This is a genomic window from Trichormus sp. NMC-1 (genome assembly GCF_001858025.1).
In the GTDB taxonomy this organism is placed as follows: Bacteria; Cyanobacteriota; Cyanobacteriia; order Cyanobacteriales; family Nostocaceae; genus Anabaena.
Window position 1 is genome coordinate 110,234 of the sequence record NZ_LZQD01000008.1, and the last position, 14,522, is coordinate 124,755.

General features: G+C 40.1%; 17 protein-coding genes. 13 read left to right on the top strand and 4 right to left on the bottom strand.

Translation table 11 applies throughout. From position 1 onward, the window contains the following. The first annotated feature begins 600 nt into the window (after window positions 1-600). The 4 genes from bchL (at window position 601) to A9Y75_RS21345 (ending at window position 6,046) form a co-directional block, all read left to right on the top strand. On the top strand, window positions 601-1,467 hold the full coding sequence (gene bchL, locus A9Y75_RS21330; protein ID WP_071191546.1) for a ferredoxin:protochlorophyllide reductase (ATP-dependent) iron-sulfur ATP-binding protein: 867 nt from the start codon (window positions 601-603) through the stop codon (window positions 1,465-1,467). Window positions 1,468-1,497: 30 nt separating this feature from the next. Then, window positions 1,498-2,292: a DUF5331 domain-containing protein gene (locus A9Y75_RS21335; RefSeq protein WP_071191547.1), complete on the top strand. Its 795-nt coding sequence runs from the start codon at window positions 1,498-1,500 to the stop codon at window positions 2,290-2,292. Between the two features lie 109 nt (window positions 2,293-2,401). Further along, a complete protein-coding gene (locus tag A9Y75_RS21340) occupies window positions 2,402-3,805 on the top strand; it encodes a ferredoxin:protochlorophyllide reductase (ATP-dependent) subunit N (protein WP_071191548.1) in 1,404 nt (467 codons plus the stop codon). A gap of 348 nt (window positions 3,806-4,153) precedes the next feature. Continuing rightward, window positions 4,154-6,046 carry a tetratricopeptide repeat protein gene (locus A9Y75_RS21345; RefSeq protein ID WP_071191549.1) on the top strand — a complete coding sequence of 631 codons (1,893 nt, stop codon included), beginning with the start codon at window positions 4,154-4,156 and terminating at the stop codon, window positions 6,044-6,046. Window positions 6,047-6,112: 66 nt separating this feature from the next. On the opposite strand, the gene A9Y75_RS21350 is transcribed toward A9Y75_RS21345, so the two are convergent. Further along, complete coding sequence (locus A9Y75_RS21350) at window positions 6,113-6,721, bottom strand: COP23 domain-containing protein (RefSeq protein WP_071191550.1); 609 nt, start codon at window positions 6,719-6,721, stop codon at window positions 6,113-6,115. A gap of 246 nt (window positions 6,722-6,967) precedes the next feature. On the opposite strand from A9Y75_RS21350, the gene A9Y75_RS21355 reads away from it, so the two are divergent. The 3 genes from A9Y75_RS21355 to A9Y75_RS21365 are packed head-to-tail and all read left to right on the top strand — an operon-like array spanning window position 6,968 to window position 8,011. Beyond that, window positions 6,968-7,300 carry a hypothetical protein gene (locus A9Y75_RS21355; protein WP_071191551.1) on the top strand — a complete coding sequence of 111 codons (333 nt, stop codon included), beginning with the start codon at window positions 6,968-6,970 and terminating at the stop codon, window positions 7,298-7,300. Next, window positions 7,269-7,517 carry a hypothetical protein gene (locus tag A9Y75_RS21360; protein WP_027400717.1) on the top strand — a complete coding sequence of 83 codons (249 nt, stop codon included), beginning with the start codon at window positions 7,269-7,271 and terminating at the stop codon, window positions 7,515-7,517. The genes A9Y75_RS21355 and A9Y75_RS21360 overlap by 32 nt, the downstream gene beginning before the upstream one ends. Window positions 7,518-7,537: 20 nt before the next feature. Beyond that, a complete protein-coding gene (locus A9Y75_RS21365; RefSeq protein WP_071191552.1) occupies window positions 7,538-8,011 on the top strand; it encodes a DUF29 domain-containing protein in 474 nt (157 codons plus the stop codon). Here A9Y75_RS21365 and A9Y75_RS21370 read toward each other — a convergent pair. Continuing rightward, window positions 8,004-8,336 carry a XisI protein gene (locus A9Y75_RS21370; protein WP_071191553.1) on the bottom strand — a complete coding sequence of 111 codons (333 nt, stop codon included), beginning with the start codon at window positions 8,334-8,336 and terminating at the stop codon, window positions 8,004-8,006. The two genes, A9Y75_RS21365 and A9Y75_RS21370, sit on opposite strands and share 8 nt — an antisense overlap. After that, complete coding sequence (locus A9Y75_RS21375; RefSeq protein ID WP_071191554.1) at window positions 8,324-8,740, bottom strand: XisH family protein; 417 nt, start codon at window positions 8,738-8,740, stop codon at window positions 8,324-8,326. Before A9Y75_RS21375 ends, A9Y75_RS21370 begins: the two co-directional genes overlap by 13 nt. Window positions 8,741-8,856: 116 nt before the next feature. On the opposite strand from A9Y75_RS21375, the gene A9Y75_RS21380 reads away from it, so the two are divergent. The 5 genes from A9Y75_RS21380 to A9Y75_RS21400 all read left to right on the top strand — a co-directional run bounded on the left by A9Y75_RS21380 (window position 8,857) and on the right by A9Y75_RS21400 (window position 11,987). Further along, window positions 8,857-9,219 (top strand): hypothetical protein, encoded by a 363-nt coding sequence (locus A9Y75_RS21380; protein WP_071191555.1) that lies wholly within the window; start codon window positions 8,857-8,859, stop codon window positions 9,217-9,219. A 5-nt stretch (window positions 9,220-9,224) separates the two neighbouring features. Next, the gene (locus tag A9Y75_RS21385) at window positions 9,225-9,656 is read left to right on the top strand and encodes an HNH endonuclease signature motif containing protein (protein ID WP_071191556.1); all 432 of its coding nucleotides are present in this window, start codon (window positions 9,225-9,227) and stop codon (window positions 9,654-9,656) included. Window positions 9,657-10,221: 565 nt separating this feature from the next. Further along, window positions 10,222-10,779 (top strand): hypothetical protein, encoded by a 558-nt coding sequence (locus A9Y75_RS21390; RefSeq protein WP_071191557.1) that lies wholly within the window; start codon window positions 10,222-10,224, stop codon window positions 10,777-10,779. 77 nt (window positions 10,780-10,856) lie between these two features. Further along, window positions 10,857-11,501, top strand: coding sequence for a DUF3318 domain-containing protein (locus A9Y75_RS21395; RefSeq protein WP_071191558.1), 645 nt, complete (start codon window positions 10,857-10,859; stop codon window positions 11,499-11,501). A gap of 21 nt (window positions 11,502-11,522) precedes the next feature. Next, the gene (locus A9Y75_RS21400; RefSeq protein ID WP_201788432.1) at window positions 11,523-11,987 is read left to right on the top strand and encodes a hypothetical protein; all 465 of its coding nucleotides are present in this window, start codon (window positions 11,523-11,525) and stop codon (window positions 11,985-11,987) included. A 276-nt stretch (window positions 11,988-12,263) separates the two neighbouring features. Here A9Y75_RS21400 and A9Y75_RS21405 read toward each other — a convergent pair whose 3' ends face one another. Further along, the gene (locus A9Y75_RS21405; RefSeq protein WP_071191652.1) at window positions 12,264-13,061 is read right to left on the bottom strand and encodes a 7-carboxy-7-deazaguanine synthase QueE; all 798 of its coding nucleotides are present in this window, start codon (window positions 13,059-13,061) and stop codon (window positions 12,264-12,266) included. A gap of 199 nt (window positions 13,062-13,260) precedes the next feature. On the opposite strand from A9Y75_RS21405, the gene A9Y75_RS21410 reads away from it, so the two are divergent. Further along, complete coding sequence (locus A9Y75_RS21410; RefSeq protein WP_071191559.1) at window positions 13,261-14,310, top strand: anti-sigma factor antagonist; 1,050 nt, start codon at window positions 13,261-13,263, stop codon at window positions 14,308-14,310. The last annotated feature ends 212 nt before the right edge of the window (window positions 14,311-14,522 follow it).

Genomic DNA, 14,522 nt, shown 5'->3' on the forward strand with positions numbered 1-14,522 from the left:
TTTATACAATAAATTTATTAATGTCATAATTCTCTTGATTTAAGAACAGATATTTTCAACTTTAATAATTATTTACAAGTAAAAATTCTCAGATAGTAGTCAGCCGTAAACATCGCTCATCCAACTCTATCAGATTGTCTTGAAGATTTTACCCAAAATTCCCCAAATATCTTCTAGCCAAAGTTAAGATGGCTATTCCCACCATAGGACTGAGAAGACTTCTCTTCTGATTTACAGACCGCATATCTGCTGGCTAATTTGGTAGAAAAAGCATAAGCAAATCCTATGCAAGCCATTATTAAACAGCGATATTTTTGTTTTGTCTTTTGTAACTATTTTTATATAAAAAGTATTATAAAATTGCTTATAAAAATTAAAATAGGCATTTTTGGGTTTTATATAGATAAAATAATCAATTTACTTAAATATAATCTTTTTAAATCTGATTTAAGCCAAATTACAGATTATCAGACCCTTTCCTTTCTAGTTAATTTGCAGAATAATGACATTCACAGACCTCACACATCGCCGAACCAAGCTAGGTGAAGCGCCAATGTTTGAGCCACAAGTTTGAAAAGAAACTATAAGAGGCAAACAAAAGTGAAACTAGCAGTTTACGGAAAAGGTGGAATCGGCAAATCGACAACTAGCTGCAACATCTCAGTGGCATTAGCCAAACGCGGTAAAAAAGTACTGCAAATTGGCTGTGACCCAAAACACGACAGCACCTTCACACTGACCGGGTTTTTGATTCCCACCATTATCGACACCCTGCAAGAAAAAGACTATCACTACGAAGATGTCTGGCCTGAAGATGTAATTTACAAAGGCTATGGTGGGGTTGATTGCGTAGAGGCAGGTGGACCACCAGCTGGGGCAGGCTGTGGTGGATATGTAGTTGGCGAAACTGTAAAACTACTCAAAGAATTAAATGCCTTTGATGAGTATGATGTAATTTTATTTGACGTTCTCGGTGACGTTGTGTGTGGCGGGTTTGCAGCACCTCTAAACTACGCAGACTACTGCCTGATTGTTACTGATAATGGCTTTGATGCTTTATTTGCTGCCAACCGCATTGCCGCTTCAGTCCGCGAGAAAGCACGGACTCACCCACTGCGTTTAGCTGGGTTAATCGGTAATCGTACTGTCAAGCGCGACTTGATTGAAAAATACATCGAAGCAGTACCAATGCCAGTTTTGGAAGTATTACCTCTAATTGAAGATATCCGTGTTTCCCGCGTCAAAGGTAAAACCCTGTTTGAAATGGCAGAGTCAGATCCTTCACTGGAGTATGTTTGCGACTATTACCTGAGCATCGCTGACCAAATCTTGGCACGTCCCGAAGGTGTCGTTCCTAACGATGCACCCGACAGAGAACTTTTCTCTTTGTTGTCAGATTTTTATCTAAATCCGAGTAAACCACAAGCCACTAATGCAGAAGAGGAATTAGACTTGATGATTGTATAAAACATTTTACCTCTCAGGATGGAGGAGTATATGGCTTTCTTTGATAATTTTACGGACACGCTCAAACAAAAGTGGTTGCAATTCTTTCAAGTTAATCGTGATTGGATTACCCTGCAAATGGCGGTGGAATCGGTTTACACCCCTGATGGAGGAAAGCGACCATCTTCTTACCTCATCCTGGGAGTAGTAAATGCGCTAGAACCCAAACTAGCTCAGTTAATGCTTCCTTTTGCCAAGCTAAATCCAGACGCTGACACTCTGATTGAAGTACTGGAGTTGAATTTTGACCCAGATATCTTGCTTGGTAATCGCTTCAGTCCCATAGTAGAACCACCGTTTTACTCAAATGGGTCAGCTGTGGTTACTGATGATACCGCCGAGGATGAACCATTAGAAGAGTTAGAAGAGGATAATCTCAATGGTTTTGGGGAGGTGGTGGTTGCTCAAGAGTTCACAATCATAGATGAGACTGAACAACCCTGGGGAGAAGGTGAGTCACTGGAAAATGAAGAAGGCTTAGATGATATGTACTCATCTAGCAACAATCTCTCAGAGGAGTCCGAACCAACATCGAGTTTAGAAGCAGAGGATGCATTTGGTGATATTTCCTTTGATTCCATGACTCTTGATTCCATGACTCTCATCGAAGACAGCGATGATCTCAATCCACCTGATGAGAGTGCCTTTAGAGACGTGTTATCCGATGTCTGGGGTGATGAAACATCCCAACAAGAAGGTGAGGAAAATAACGACCTGTTGGGGGAAGAACTGCCATCTGAGGTTTTTGATGAATCAGAAATGGCGCGTCTGTTCCCCAATTCTTAAATCAGTGAACAGTTATTAGTAAACAGCCAACAGTTATCAGGAAACAGGTTAATAACTGATAACTGTTCACTGGCTGACAAGCTTTAAAAATTAAGGGGAGAATATTAATATGACTGTCGCACAACAGCCAGAAGCTTTAAATTTTGAATGTGAAACCGGAAATTATCACACTTTTTGCCCTATTAGCTGCGTTGCGTGGTTATATCAAAAAATCGAAGATAGCTTCTTTTTGGTAATTGGCACAAAAACCTGTGGTTACTTCCTGCAAAATGCTATGGGAGTGATGATTTTTGCAGAACCCCGCTATGCAATGGCAGAGTTGGAAGAAGGGGATATTTCCGCACAGTTGAATGATTATGAAGAATTAAAACGGTTGTGTGAGCAAATTAAACGCGATCGCAATCCTAGTGTAATTGTCTGGATTGGTACTTGCACCACAGAAATTATTAAAACCGATTTGGAAGGTTTAGCACCTAAGTTAGAAGCTGATTTAGGTATTCCCATTGTTGTCGCTCGTGCAAACGGCCTCGACTATGCATTTACCCAAGGAGAGGACACTGTGTTAGCCGCGATGGCTCATCGTTGTCCTGAAAAGTCTCCTGTATCAGAAACTGAAAAAGGCGAGCGTAATGCCATTCAGAAGCTGATGAATTTCGGTAAGAAAAAAGAAGACATCGCCCAAGATGAATCTGAGTATGTAGATCATCCTCCTTTGGTGCTGTTTGGTTCTTTACCTGACCCTGTAGTTACACAATTAACTTTGGAACTGAAAAAGCAAGGTATCAAAGTTTCTGGTTGGCTACCTGCAAAACGATTTACAGAATTACCTGTGATTGAAGAAGGGTATTATGTCGCTGGTGTGAATCCTTTCCTTAGCCGCACTGCTACAACTTTAATGCGTCGCCGCAAGTGTAAGCTAATTGGCGCACCATTCCCCATTGGTCCCGACGGTACTCGCGCTTGGATTGAAAAAATCTGCTCTGTGTTTGGAATTACTCCCCAGGGTTTAGATGAACGGGAAGCGCAAATTTGGGCTGGTGTGGAAGATTATGTGAAATTAATTCGCGGTAAATCGGTGTTTTTGATGGGTGATAACCTGTTGGAAATTTCTATGGCGCGGTTTTTGATTCGCTGCGGAATGACTGTTCAGGAAATCGGTATTCCTTACATGGATAAACGCTATCAAGCTGCTGAGTTGGCTTTGTTAGAAAAGACTTGTCAGGAAATGAATTCACCTTTACCAACTATTGTTGAGAAGCCTGATAATTACAATCAACTTCAACGTATTTATGAGTTGAAACCTGATTTGGTAATTACTGGTATGGCTCATGCTAACCCACTAGAAGCACGGGGTATTAATACTAAGTGGTCTGTGGAGTTTACTTTTGCTCAAATTCACGGTTTTGGTAATACGCGGGACATTTTGGAATTGGTAACTCGTCCTTTAAGAAGGAATAATAATTTGAAGGATTTGGGTTGGGATAAGTTGGTGAGAGAAGAAGCGAAGATTTAAGTTTTTTCGGCAATTTTAAGGGCGGACTTTTTAGTTCGTCCTTTTTTTTGTTTCGCGCAAAGACGCAAAGGAGCAAAGGCGCAAAGGAAGAGAATATGCTATGACTAATAGTCAACATTGTTCTCAATGTTATACATTTGATGAAAAGTTTGTTAAAAGAGCAAAAGCTATATCTCAGTGTGATGTTCACAATGCTTTTAATGAATTTTTAGAGTAGTTTGTTAAAAGCCGGGGATATCATCAATAACAAAGGTAATTTTTCATTGCAGGGCTGAATTTGGTTAAATTTGACGATTTATTCAATATAAAAGTATACTCATCTTAATTATCACATAGCCTAAATCCTATATGAAATCTTGGTACTGGGGTGCTACCTTGGGTTTTCTCGCTTTATCTCTCACCAGTTGTAATAATAAACCAAAAACACCGGGAGAAATTGGCAACCTAGCGGGGGAAAGTGTGGTTTTAGTCAGTTATGAAGACAAACCAGGACAAGGGACAGGATTTTTTATCAGCGGAGAAGATAAAAGTGCTTGCACTGTACTTACAGCGCGTCATGTAATCCCACCTAATGCTAAGTTACAGCTACAAACCAGCGACCAGTACCTTTGGAAAAATACCCAGATTAAAAGCCTTAAACGCTTTCCAAAACAGGATTTAGCTTTAGTAACATTTAAACCAGAAGGTAGAAATTGTCCATATAAAGCTCTTTCATTGGGTAACTCTGACAAAGTAGCTATAGGAGACAACATTTACATTACTGGGTTTCCTGGGAATGGTTTAGGAAGACAGTTTGTTGAGGGTAAGGTATCTTTAATTGGCAGCAGAACGGAAGGTTATGGTATCTCCTACACTGCGATAACGGCAGGAGGGATGAGTGGTAGTCCTGTACTTAATACTAATGGTGAAGTGATAGCAGTACATGGACGTACCGAAGTAGAACTAGCACAACTAGCTGCAATTAAAGGTGAACAGCCAAAACCACAACAGCAATCTACAACTGGTTTGAATTCACAGATTGGTGACGCGGTTGGTACTTTTAGATGGGGTGTCCCAATTAATACGTATATCACCAATGTTGCTCAAATTTCCACAGAAGAAACTTTGGCTGATAATAGTAGCAATACAGGAACAAAATGGACACCCAAAACAGCAGAACAGTGGTTAGCTTTAGGGCGTGATTCCTTGGCTTCCAAACGTTATGAAGAGGCACTTGCAACATTTGATAAAGCAATTGATCTTCAGCCAGATTCTTATATAGCTTGGGATAGTCGAGGGATTGCTCTGTATTACCTGAAACGTTACAAAGATTCGTTTGTATCACACGACAAAGCAGTTGAACTCAAACCTGACCATGCTCTAGGTTGGTCTAATAGAGGTATTCCTTTGAACCGTTTAAAACGCTACACAGAGGCACTCGCATCATTCGATAAGGCAATTGATCTCAAATATAATTTTGATCCTACTTGGAGCAGTAGGGGCAATGCTTTATATTGGTTAAAACGCTATACAGAGGCACTTGCAGCATACGAAAAAGCAATTGCGATCAAACCGAGTTCTGCGAATTGGCAAAGCAAAGGTGCCGCTTTGCAGCAATTAAATCGCTATAAAGATGCTATCGCGTCATACGAAAAAGCAATTCAAATTAATAGTGATTGGGGAGATAGTAGTCCTGCTAATGCTTTTCAAGGTCAAGCTTCTTCTTTGTATTCGTTGGGACGCTATGAAGAGGCTCTCACAGCATACGATCAAGCGATTACGCTCAAACCTGATAATTACCAATTTAGGTTAGATAAAGGTTTAGTACTAAACAAATTAAACCGCTACTCCGATGCGATCGCATTATTTGATGAAGCAATTGCTATTAAACCTGACTATGCTGTTGCTTGGTCTAACCGATGTTTGTCCTTGTATCACTTGCAACGCTATGAGGAGATGATAACATCTTGCGACAAAGCTGTTGCCATTAAACCTGACGATGCTCTTGCTTGGTCTAGCAGAGGTTTGGCTCTCTCTGAATTCCAAAGGTACGAAAAGGCGATCTCTTCCTACGAAAAAGCTATTGCCATTAAACCTGACAATGCTTATACTTGGAATAATCGAGGCTGGTCACTACAACAGATGAAACGATATGAAGAGGCGCTAAAATCATACGAAAAAGCAATTCTTATTAGCCCTGACTATCAAACAGCAATTAACAATCGCAAGAATTTACTGAAAAAGCTAGGACGCTCAAATTAAGTTGATAATCATGTTGGGTTTGAAATGTTCAACCCAACATATTTTGATTACCAAAATCACAGCCAATTATTTACCACCAATTACCACCTTACGGTCATCCTCTGCGAGAAAATTTTCTAAATTCACCTCTTGGGAATTTTCAGTAGCTTGACTTCCACCTCCAGAACCTTGCTCTACACTCCCCCCAGTCCTTAGTGCTTCCGTCATATTTCGCAAAGAACTATATCCATCAGCTTTTGGTCTAAGCGTCACCAAAAGATTACAGCTTTTTGGGTCTAGCCTTGTAGTAGCACAAATAACAGCTTGTCCTGGTGTATTAGCATCATTACGATAACTCAAACCTATTAAACCATCTTGGCGAAACTTCTCCAAACGGTCGGCAATCTCAGCACAGCGTCTTAGTGTATCCCAATCTTCACCCAAGTTATGCACCATCTTTAACCAAGGTCTAATTCCCTGTTCATTACGATACATCACCGCCCACACCTGACCCCCGCTTTGTGTATCTGGTTGTTGAGAACAAGAAAAACGGTCTTTTGCACCAAAACCTGGTACTGTTGGAGTCCAACCAATCGCAAGAGAGTATGTCAAAACTAAACCAGCAATACCAACAACAGCACCAATAACCCCAACTACTAAATGCACTTCATCAAAAATAGATTTATTCCCCGACATAAAGACAACCCGCATCCACAAATAATACTGTCATCATCAAAATACAGCAGATACTAGATGTATTACTGAAATTTTATTATTGAGAAATATAAAATTTTGAATAACTTTTTAAATACTCTCGTGGGGTTTCTGTAGCTTTACTCAACTTACCTTTCTGTAAAGGAAATAGAAATAGCGATAGTTAATCTCTCCACAGGAATCGCAATTTAGTTATAGAATTAAGGATTAAAAACCGTAACTAATTAAATGAGTGGAATAGAGAGGGAAATAACTCTAGACACTAGACATATTGCCAAGCATCTCCCAGACACACCACAAATGCAAAGATTATTGCAGCGAGAAGGATTTGCTCATGTTTTTAACGATGAAGCAACAATGCTCAGGGTAGCACAAGCCATAATAGAAAATGGGGAGTTCACAGGTATCATTCGTAATCATGAACGATATGGACTCTACTTTGCCAGCACAATTGGCTATAGAATAGATATTAATGGCAGTCAAATTCCTCTGCATTATGGTGAAATAAAAGTCACTGGAGATAGATATCATGTCATTCCCCGCACCCGACCTAGCCAATAACTGGCAGTTTACAGAAATATGGGTTGACCCTACCTCTGTACCACCCTATATTTTGATGTTGCTTGGTGACGATAAAAATAATTTTTGCATTTTAGATCCTACAGAAAATTACAAGATTATTTTTGCTTGTTCCAGCTATGAAGAAGCAAAACTTTGGCTGCTTGAGGATGAATATGAGCGGGTGGAAGGTCGAGTTTTAGCGGAACAGGTAGCTTAATTTATTTGGCAGGATGCTATATGAACCATCAACTCTATGAACAAGATTTTAATCTGTGGCGAGAAACTCTCATTACACAAATCAAAGAAAAACATTTTCATGATATTGATTGGGAACATTTGCTATTAGAACTGGATGATATGGGTAAATCGGAAAAACGGTCTTTTTTGAGTAATTTAACAATTTTAATTGCTCACTTACTCAAATTAACTGTTCAAGCTGATGCTCCTGAAATGATGAAAGGAAGTTGGTACAGTTCTATTACTGAACATCGTTTTAGAATTAAAAAAGATTTACAAGAAAATCCTTCTTTTAAAAATTATCTGCATGAAGTAATTTTTATAGCTTATGCTGATGCTAGAAAACTGGCAATTAAAGAAAGTAAAAATGCTAAGTTGGGAGTGAGAAAACCTGATGAATCGGAATATCCTCTTGATATGCCTTTTACTTTAGAGCAGTTAATAGATGATGATTTTTATGGAGATATTAACTAACAGCAAAATCTGTATACTTCCGCACAGATGGCAATTGAAAACCTAAAACAATATCTTCTTTTGGTACACCTAATTCAACCAATTCATTAGCAATTCCTACTTCTGTACCATCCTGCTGAATCCAGATTTTACCATCAATAATATCTAAATGCAGAACAGGCCCATAAATACGATTTTGATCACGCCAACCCACATAAATTAATTGATAATGGTCTTTTTCTGTATCAAAAATCGTCTGCGCTTGAATGCGTTTGTCCCAAACAATACTAGCGTGTTGTTGAAGTAAATTTTTAATATATTGCCGATATTCCTCTAGTTTTGCCATTCTGATATTACCTCCTGTTCAATATTATAAACTACCAAACAAAGTTGATTTTGTTTAATTACAGATTGAATAAATGGAAGTATAAAAAATTCATTGTAAACAGAAATAGGAACTGCTAAATATAAAATACGTTCTGGTTCTTGTTGTTGTAAAGCCATTCGGTAAATTATAAATTGTCCTAATGCAGCATAAAGTTCTGTAATTTTTGAAGGATTGAGAAAACTTTTAATTTCTACAGCTATTTTTTGTCCTTGTTTTTCGGCAGCAATAACTTTTTCTGCGCCTAAATCAACATATAATTCAAGTGTTCCTGCTTGCAGTGGATAAGGATCATGACTAATAAACCATTCCTCTTTTTGTAGTGCTGTTTTAACAATGTTATGAAAAGCATCTTTTGCTGGCACAGATTTAATTCCAAAATATTAATACTGATCATTATTTTTAACTTAGATTGAACTAGGTTACTTGTATATTAACATTTTAGAGTTACAATAAGAGGTAAAAGTTTCATTTTATCAAAATGTCTGAAACTATCACCCTCCAACTACCAGAAACCCTGGTGCAAAAAGCTAAAGAAATCGCTGCTTTTACCCACCGTCGAATTGAAGATGTATTATTAGAATGGATTGACCGCGCTAGTAATGAATTACCTGTAGAATCATTACCAGATGAGCAGGTTTTAATATTGTGCAATTTGCAAATGGAAAGTCAACAACAAGAAATTTTTAGTGACCTCTTAGCACGTCAGCAAGAAGGACAGCTAAATGATATAGAAAATAGCCAACTAGACGAACTAATGCAAGTTTACCGATGTGGTTTGGTACGTAAAGCTAAAGCTTTAAAAGTGGCTGTTGAACGCGGTTTAATACCTGCGATTAATTAACAGTCATGGCTCGATTTTACATTCCTGTTGAAATAGAACGTCGTGTTCGGAAAAATGCTCAAAATCGTTGTGGTTATTGTTTGAGTCCTCAACATTTAGTAATGGCACGTTTGGAAATTGAACATATTATTCCTATAGCCAAAGGTGGTAGTAATGATGAATCAAATTTATGGTTAGCTTGTCCTATTTGTAATAGATATAAAAGTGATAAAACGACAGGTATTGATGCAGAAACAGGCGAAATAGTTAAATTATTTAACCCCCGTACTCAAGTTTGGTTTGAACATTTTTTCTGGACAGAAGATGGTTTACAAATTGTTGGGAAAACACCAACTGGTAGAGCTACTGTTAAAGCTTTACATTTAAGTGATGATGCAGATGCATTAGAAGTTCGCAGTTATTGGGTACTTGCTGGTTGGCATCCTCCAGAAAATTAGGAAAAATAAATGAACATGAAAAAACTCCAGTGAACCCAGAAGTTTTTGAACAAATCGAAAATTTATTAAATATTAAAAACCCTTTAGGTTTAACTAGGTTACTTAATATATTAACATTTTAGAATTACAATAAAAGGTAAAAGTCTCATTTTATAAAAATTTTCCAAACTGTATTGGCTTTTCATTTTTATGGGGATGATCCCTTTTATAGTTCCATGATTTTCCGCTATCACATCAGGGCATTTGTCAACAAAAGCAAATAACAACAGCAAATTAGTTCCCTACATCAAGATAATGAGCAAATAAAGTGATATATTTTGTCCAGTACCACTGGAATTGGTGAGAGCAAAATTCTTGATTAACTGCGCTCAAACATGAGTTGAGAGAATTTTCGGTACTCATGCTCACCTTAACCAGTAAAATTAGGGTATTTCTGGCTTAAGTGGTCGAATCTAGATAAATTCTCCACTTCTTCAAGAAGAAGCTGCACCAATCTAAATCAATGCCCATAGCAGGTTAAACTAGGTCTGGTGACAGCCGCTCCACCGTTCCTTATGAGGCTTTTATGGGAGCTAATCTGAAACAGATAGCCAATTACTTAGACAACCTTGGCTGGGAATACCGTTTTGATGATGATGAAGACAGGATTATTACAGGTGTAGAAGCTGAAAACCTAGAAGATTTTCTGATAGTTGTCCAGTTGGATGAACAGGGAAAATTTTTCCGAGTTTTTGCACCTCAAGTTCTGGCAGGAGTTAAAGAGCATCCTCACAAAGCATCTATCCTCCAAACAATGCTGGCCATTTCTTGGGAAACTAAAATGCTGCAATGGGAGTATGATCCATCCGATGGTGAAATTCGTGCCATTATTGAGTTTCCCCTAGAAGACTCAATTCTCACAGAAAGACAATTTCACCGTTGTCTGAGTGGATTAATTCAGATTGTTGACAGCATAGCTTTACCCCGCTTACAACAAGTGATGGTAACAGGTCACGACCCAGGTAATATAGAACTCGGTGAAAGACTGTTACTCAGTATTCAGGAAGAAGCCCCAGGACTACTGGATTTGCTAGAAAAGGCAATGGAAGCTCGGAAAAAACGGGGAAGTTTTCCGAATGAGTGAGGCGGATTATCACTGAAATAGCTATACTCCAAAGTGATACCCTCACTATATACTAAAGTTTTTTAGGGCTGGATTTTATGACATCCTATGCAACCTCCTCAGCCAAAGCGGAAATGAGTGAACTCCGTCGGTTGAAAAGCTTACTACCACCAGAATTACAAAGTTGGGTCACGGTTGAAGGCACAACTGAGGTTAATCCACCCCTGGTCCGCTGCGAAGAAATTGGTAAAGACCAAGTAGAAATTCAAATCGACTTGGTGAAATGGGATGCTCTAGCAATGGATCAGCGTAATCTCCTGTTCTGGCACGAAGTAGCTCGCGTTCAAAATGACACGATTCCCAAAGATGGTTGGGAAATGGCAGCACTGGCCATTGGATTAGGTGGTGCTGTGGGTGAATTATGGGTACAAGATGGATTGCTGCTGGTGTTAGCTTTGGCGCTGTGTGGCGTTTCCGGTTGGCGACTCTATCAAAAAAATAACGGGGACAAGCAACTCAAAGAAATACTCGATGCAGACGAAAAAGCGATCGCTCTAGCCACTCGTTTTGGTTACAGTCTCCCCAACGCCTACAAGAGTTTAGGTAGTGCTTTGAAAACCTTAGTTGAAAACACCCCTAGCAAGCGTCAGCGTTCTCGATATGAAGCCAGATTATCTGCCCTTAAACGCAGCGCCAACAAAGCCAAAACCAAATCTAAAAGCATGGACGAAGGTGGACTGTAGAAGAGATGGGGAGATGGGGAGATGGGGAGATGGGGAGATGGGGAGATGGGGAGATGGGGAGATGGGGAGATGGGGAGATGGGGAGATGGGGAGATGGGGAGATGGGGAGATGGGGAGATGGGGAGATGGGGAGATGGGGAGATGGGGAGATGGGGAGATGGGGAGATGGGGAGATGGGGAGATGGGGAGATGGGGAGATGGGGAGATGGGGAGATGGGGAGATGGGGAGATGGGGAGATGGGGAGATGGGGAGATGGGGAGATGGGGAGATGGGGAGATGGGGAGATGGGGAGATGGGGAGATGGGGAGATGGGGAGATGGGGAGATGGGGAGATGGGGAGATGGGGAGATGGGGAGATGGGGAGATGGGGAGATGGGGAGATGGGGAGATGGGGAGATGGGGAGATGGGGAGATGGGGAGATGGGGAGATGGGGAGAATAGCAACGGACAGGGCGGTTAGGACACCAACTGATTATAAAACCTAGACACCAAAAGACTTTTCAGACTGTCACCTGTCACCTGTTCCCTGTCACCTGCTATAACTTCTGAATTTACCCAAGTCTATTTTATGGCTCTGGGTAAATTTTGCTTTTATAGCAGTTGCTGATCCGATTAATTATCATACATCCTTTGTTACAAAATTTTAGTATAAATAAAAACTTTTTATGCTTAGACTTAAGAGTAAAAGCTCAAAAAAACAAAGTCTGAAATAGTCATTCATTATGGTATCCTGCCCCCTGCCCCATGCCCCCTGCCTCAACTTACATCTGATTGAGCATTTTATGAGTTTGGGGAATCACTCGTACTGACTTCACAAACTTCTTCATCAAAGCTTGCCACACTAAAACTTGATCCGGAGTTGGTGCAGTTACAGGTACTTGACTGAATTTTTCCGGATCTGCCAAAGGCGTAACAGGTTGTAAAAAGATGGGGATATCCTGACTGACCGCAGCTACCAACAAAGCCGCGCGTTCCAATTCCGCTGGCTCTGTCTTTTGAGAGACGATAATTTTGACAAAAATTTCTAAATTTGCATCAAAACAAATTTGGAGAAATTTATTATGTTCTGTCCAATAAGTTTCGCCGCTGACACTAGGAAGTTTTAGATCCATACCTACAGAATCCAGGTAAGGAAGAATCAGACCAAGTTCTTGTGGGCGATGTCCGCCTGTTTCCAAGTATATGGGTAGATGGGTGAGCGATCGCACGATGGGTAGAAATTGTGCCAAAAATGGGGCATGAAGAAGTGGTTCTCCTCCCGTTAAGCTGATGCTATCGTGTAGATAAGGTAGATTTTGTCTTTCCACCCATTCGATTAAAATGGGTAATGGAACCGGATTAGAGTGAATTTCAAAGTCTCGTAATCCAGGTGAACGCTCTATCTTACACATAGAGGGTGCATTCCATGTATGGGGACTGTCGCAAAAGTGGCAACGTAAGTCACAAAGACCAAAGCGAATAAAAATCTGACGTGTCCCGACATTCAGTCCTTCCCCTTGAATAGCAGAAAAAACTTCAACCAGGCGTGCGGTGGGTTTAACTCTAGTTTTAGCAATCATGAGATGATAGATAGCAGCGCGATCGCACTGATTCTGCACAACAACAAGTATGTTTTTAACTTCTTGTTCCATTGTGAACCCTAGCTGAAGATATCCCCTCTCTGAGCGAAAAACTAGCCACTTGTCCTTAATCCTACTGTTTCAAAATTAGGTTAAGTAATTTTCTAGGACAAAACAATGTTTGGCAGATTAGATTTAGATGGCAACTAAAGTGCAAAGCTTCATGAGTAGCCAATCCACAGAGGCAGATTTCCCCGTTACCTACCTGAACGACACAGCAACAGTGCAGGTGTGTAAGCGTTTAACCGTGCTTGAAGCTGTCGGCTTTAAGCAAACCTGCCAAAACTTAATCCAAGCTGATTCAAAACCTCAGCAGGTTGTCATTGACTTCCAAAATACTACCTTTATGGATAGTAGTGGATTAGGGGCTTTGGTGAGTAATTTCAAATATGCTCAGGAAAAAGGAACCGCATTCGCACTTCGTAATGTTACTCCTCAAGTAATGGCAGTGCTAAACCTGACTGGATTAGATCAGGTATTTTCTATTGAGTCTCTAAACAGCGTCGAACCAATAGAATCTATTCGCCCTGGAGATAGTCGGAAGAACGTTGCGAGGAAAATAGATCCGTTACCCCAAACTCATCCTTCTGTGGCCTCGTGGATGAAAAGGCTGATTGATATAGCGGGATCATTGATAGGTTTAGTAATTACAGGGTTTTTATTGATTCCGATTGCGATCGCCATTCAACTCAACGATCCGGGTCCCATTTTCTTCCGTCAAATCCGGTGCGGTTGGATGGGTAAACATTTTGCTATTTGGAAATTTCGCTCTATGTGCGTGGATGCGGAAGCTAAAAAATCTCAAGTCAAAAACCAAGTCGAAGGTGCTTTCTTTAAAAATGAGAATGATCCCAGAATTACAAGGGTAGGTCGTTTTCTACGACGTACAAGTCTCGATGAATTACCTCAATTCTGGAACGTCCTCAAAGGGGAAATGAGTTTAGTTGGTACTCGGCCACCTACCCCTGATGAAGTGGAACGCTATGAAGTACCAGAGTGGCAACGTTTAGATGTTAAACCTGGCATGACAGGCGAATGGCAAGTAAACGGTCGCTCCACAGTACGCAGTTTTGAGGATGTAATTCGCCTAGATTTACAGTATCAAAAAAATTGGACTTTAGTTTACGATTTAAGGCTGATTCTCAAAACCATAACCATATTGTTTAACAAAAACAGTGGAGCAGTTTAACAGTTATCAGTTATTACTTATCAGTTATCAGTTTCATTACACTCTCTAAAGTCCTCCACAAATTAGTTTTCTGGCTTTGGTGGCTTGTCTAAATACCCCACCTTTCTGCCCTCAGAACTTTTCACTGTTCGCTCTTTAAGCTAAAACTACCAAATGTATAGCAACGGACAGGGCGGTTAGGACACCATGCCCTTAAACGCAGCGCCAACAAA

What these genes read in the sequence shown, in the direction of transcription:
- A9Y75_RS21335 (WP_071191547.1), top strand. Translation starts at nt 1,498, where the DNA reads ATGGCTTTCTTTGATAATTTTACGGACACGCTCAAACAAAAGTGGTTG.
- A9Y75_RS21340 (WP_071191548.1), top strand. Translation starts at nt 2,402, where the DNA reads ATGACTGTCGCACAACAGCCAGAAGCTTTAAATTTTGAATGTGAAACC.
- A9Y75_RS21345 (WP_071191549.1), top strand. Translation starts at nt 4,154, where the DNA reads ATGAAATCTTGGTACTGGGGTGCTACCTTGGGTTTTCTCGCTTTATCT.
- A9Y75_RS21350 (WP_071191550.1), bottom strand. Translation starts at nt 6,721, where the DNA reads ATGTCGGGGAATAAATCTATTTTTGATGAAGTGCATTTAGTAGTTGGG.
- A9Y75_RS21355 (WP_071191551.1), top strand. Translation starts at nt 6,968, where the DNA reads ATGAGTGGAATAGAGAGGGAAATAACTCTAGACACTAGACATATTGCC.
- A9Y75_RS21360 (WP_027400717.1), top strand. Translation starts at nt 7,269, where the DNA reads ATGTCATTCCCCGCACCCGACCTAGCCAATAACTGGCAGTTTACAGAA.
- A9Y75_RS21365 (WP_071191552.1), top strand. Translation starts at nt 7,538, where the DNA reads ATGAACCATCAACTCTATGAACAAGATTTTAATCTGTGGCGAGAAACT.
- A9Y75_RS21370 (WP_071191553.1), bottom strand. Translation starts at nt 8,336, where the DNA reads ATGGCAAAACTAGAGGAATATCGGCAATATATTAAAAATTTACTTCAA.
- A9Y75_RS21380 (WP_071191555.1), top strand. Translation starts at nt 8,857, where the DNA reads ATGTCTGAAACTATCACCCTCCAACTACCAGAAACCCTGGTGCAAAAA.
- A9Y75_RS21385 (WP_071191556.1), top strand. Translation starts at nt 9,225, where the DNA reads ATGGCTCGATTTTACATTCCTGTTGAAATAGAACGTCGTGTTCGGAAA.
- A9Y75_RS21390 (WP_071191557.1), top strand. Translation starts at nt 10,222, where the DNA reads ATGGGAGCTAATCTGAAACAGATAGCCAATTACTTAGACAACCTTGGC.
- A9Y75_RS21395 (WP_071191558.1), top strand. Translation starts at nt 10,857, where the DNA reads ATGACATCCTATGCAACCTCCTCAGCCAAAGCGGAAATGAGTGAACTC.
- A9Y75_RS21400 (WP_201788432.1), top strand. Translation starts at nt 11,523, where the DNA reads ATGGGGAGATGGGGAGATGGGGAGATGGGGAGATGGGGAGATGGGGAG.
- A9Y75_RS21405 (WP_071191652.1), bottom strand. Translation starts at nt 13,061, where the DNA reads ATGATTGCTAAAACTAGAGTTAAACCCACCGCACGCCTGGTTGAAGTT.
- A9Y75_RS21410 (WP_071191559.1), top strand. Translation starts at nt 13,261, where the DNA reads ATGGCAACTAAAGTGCAAAGCTTCATGAGTAGCCAATCCACAGAGGCA.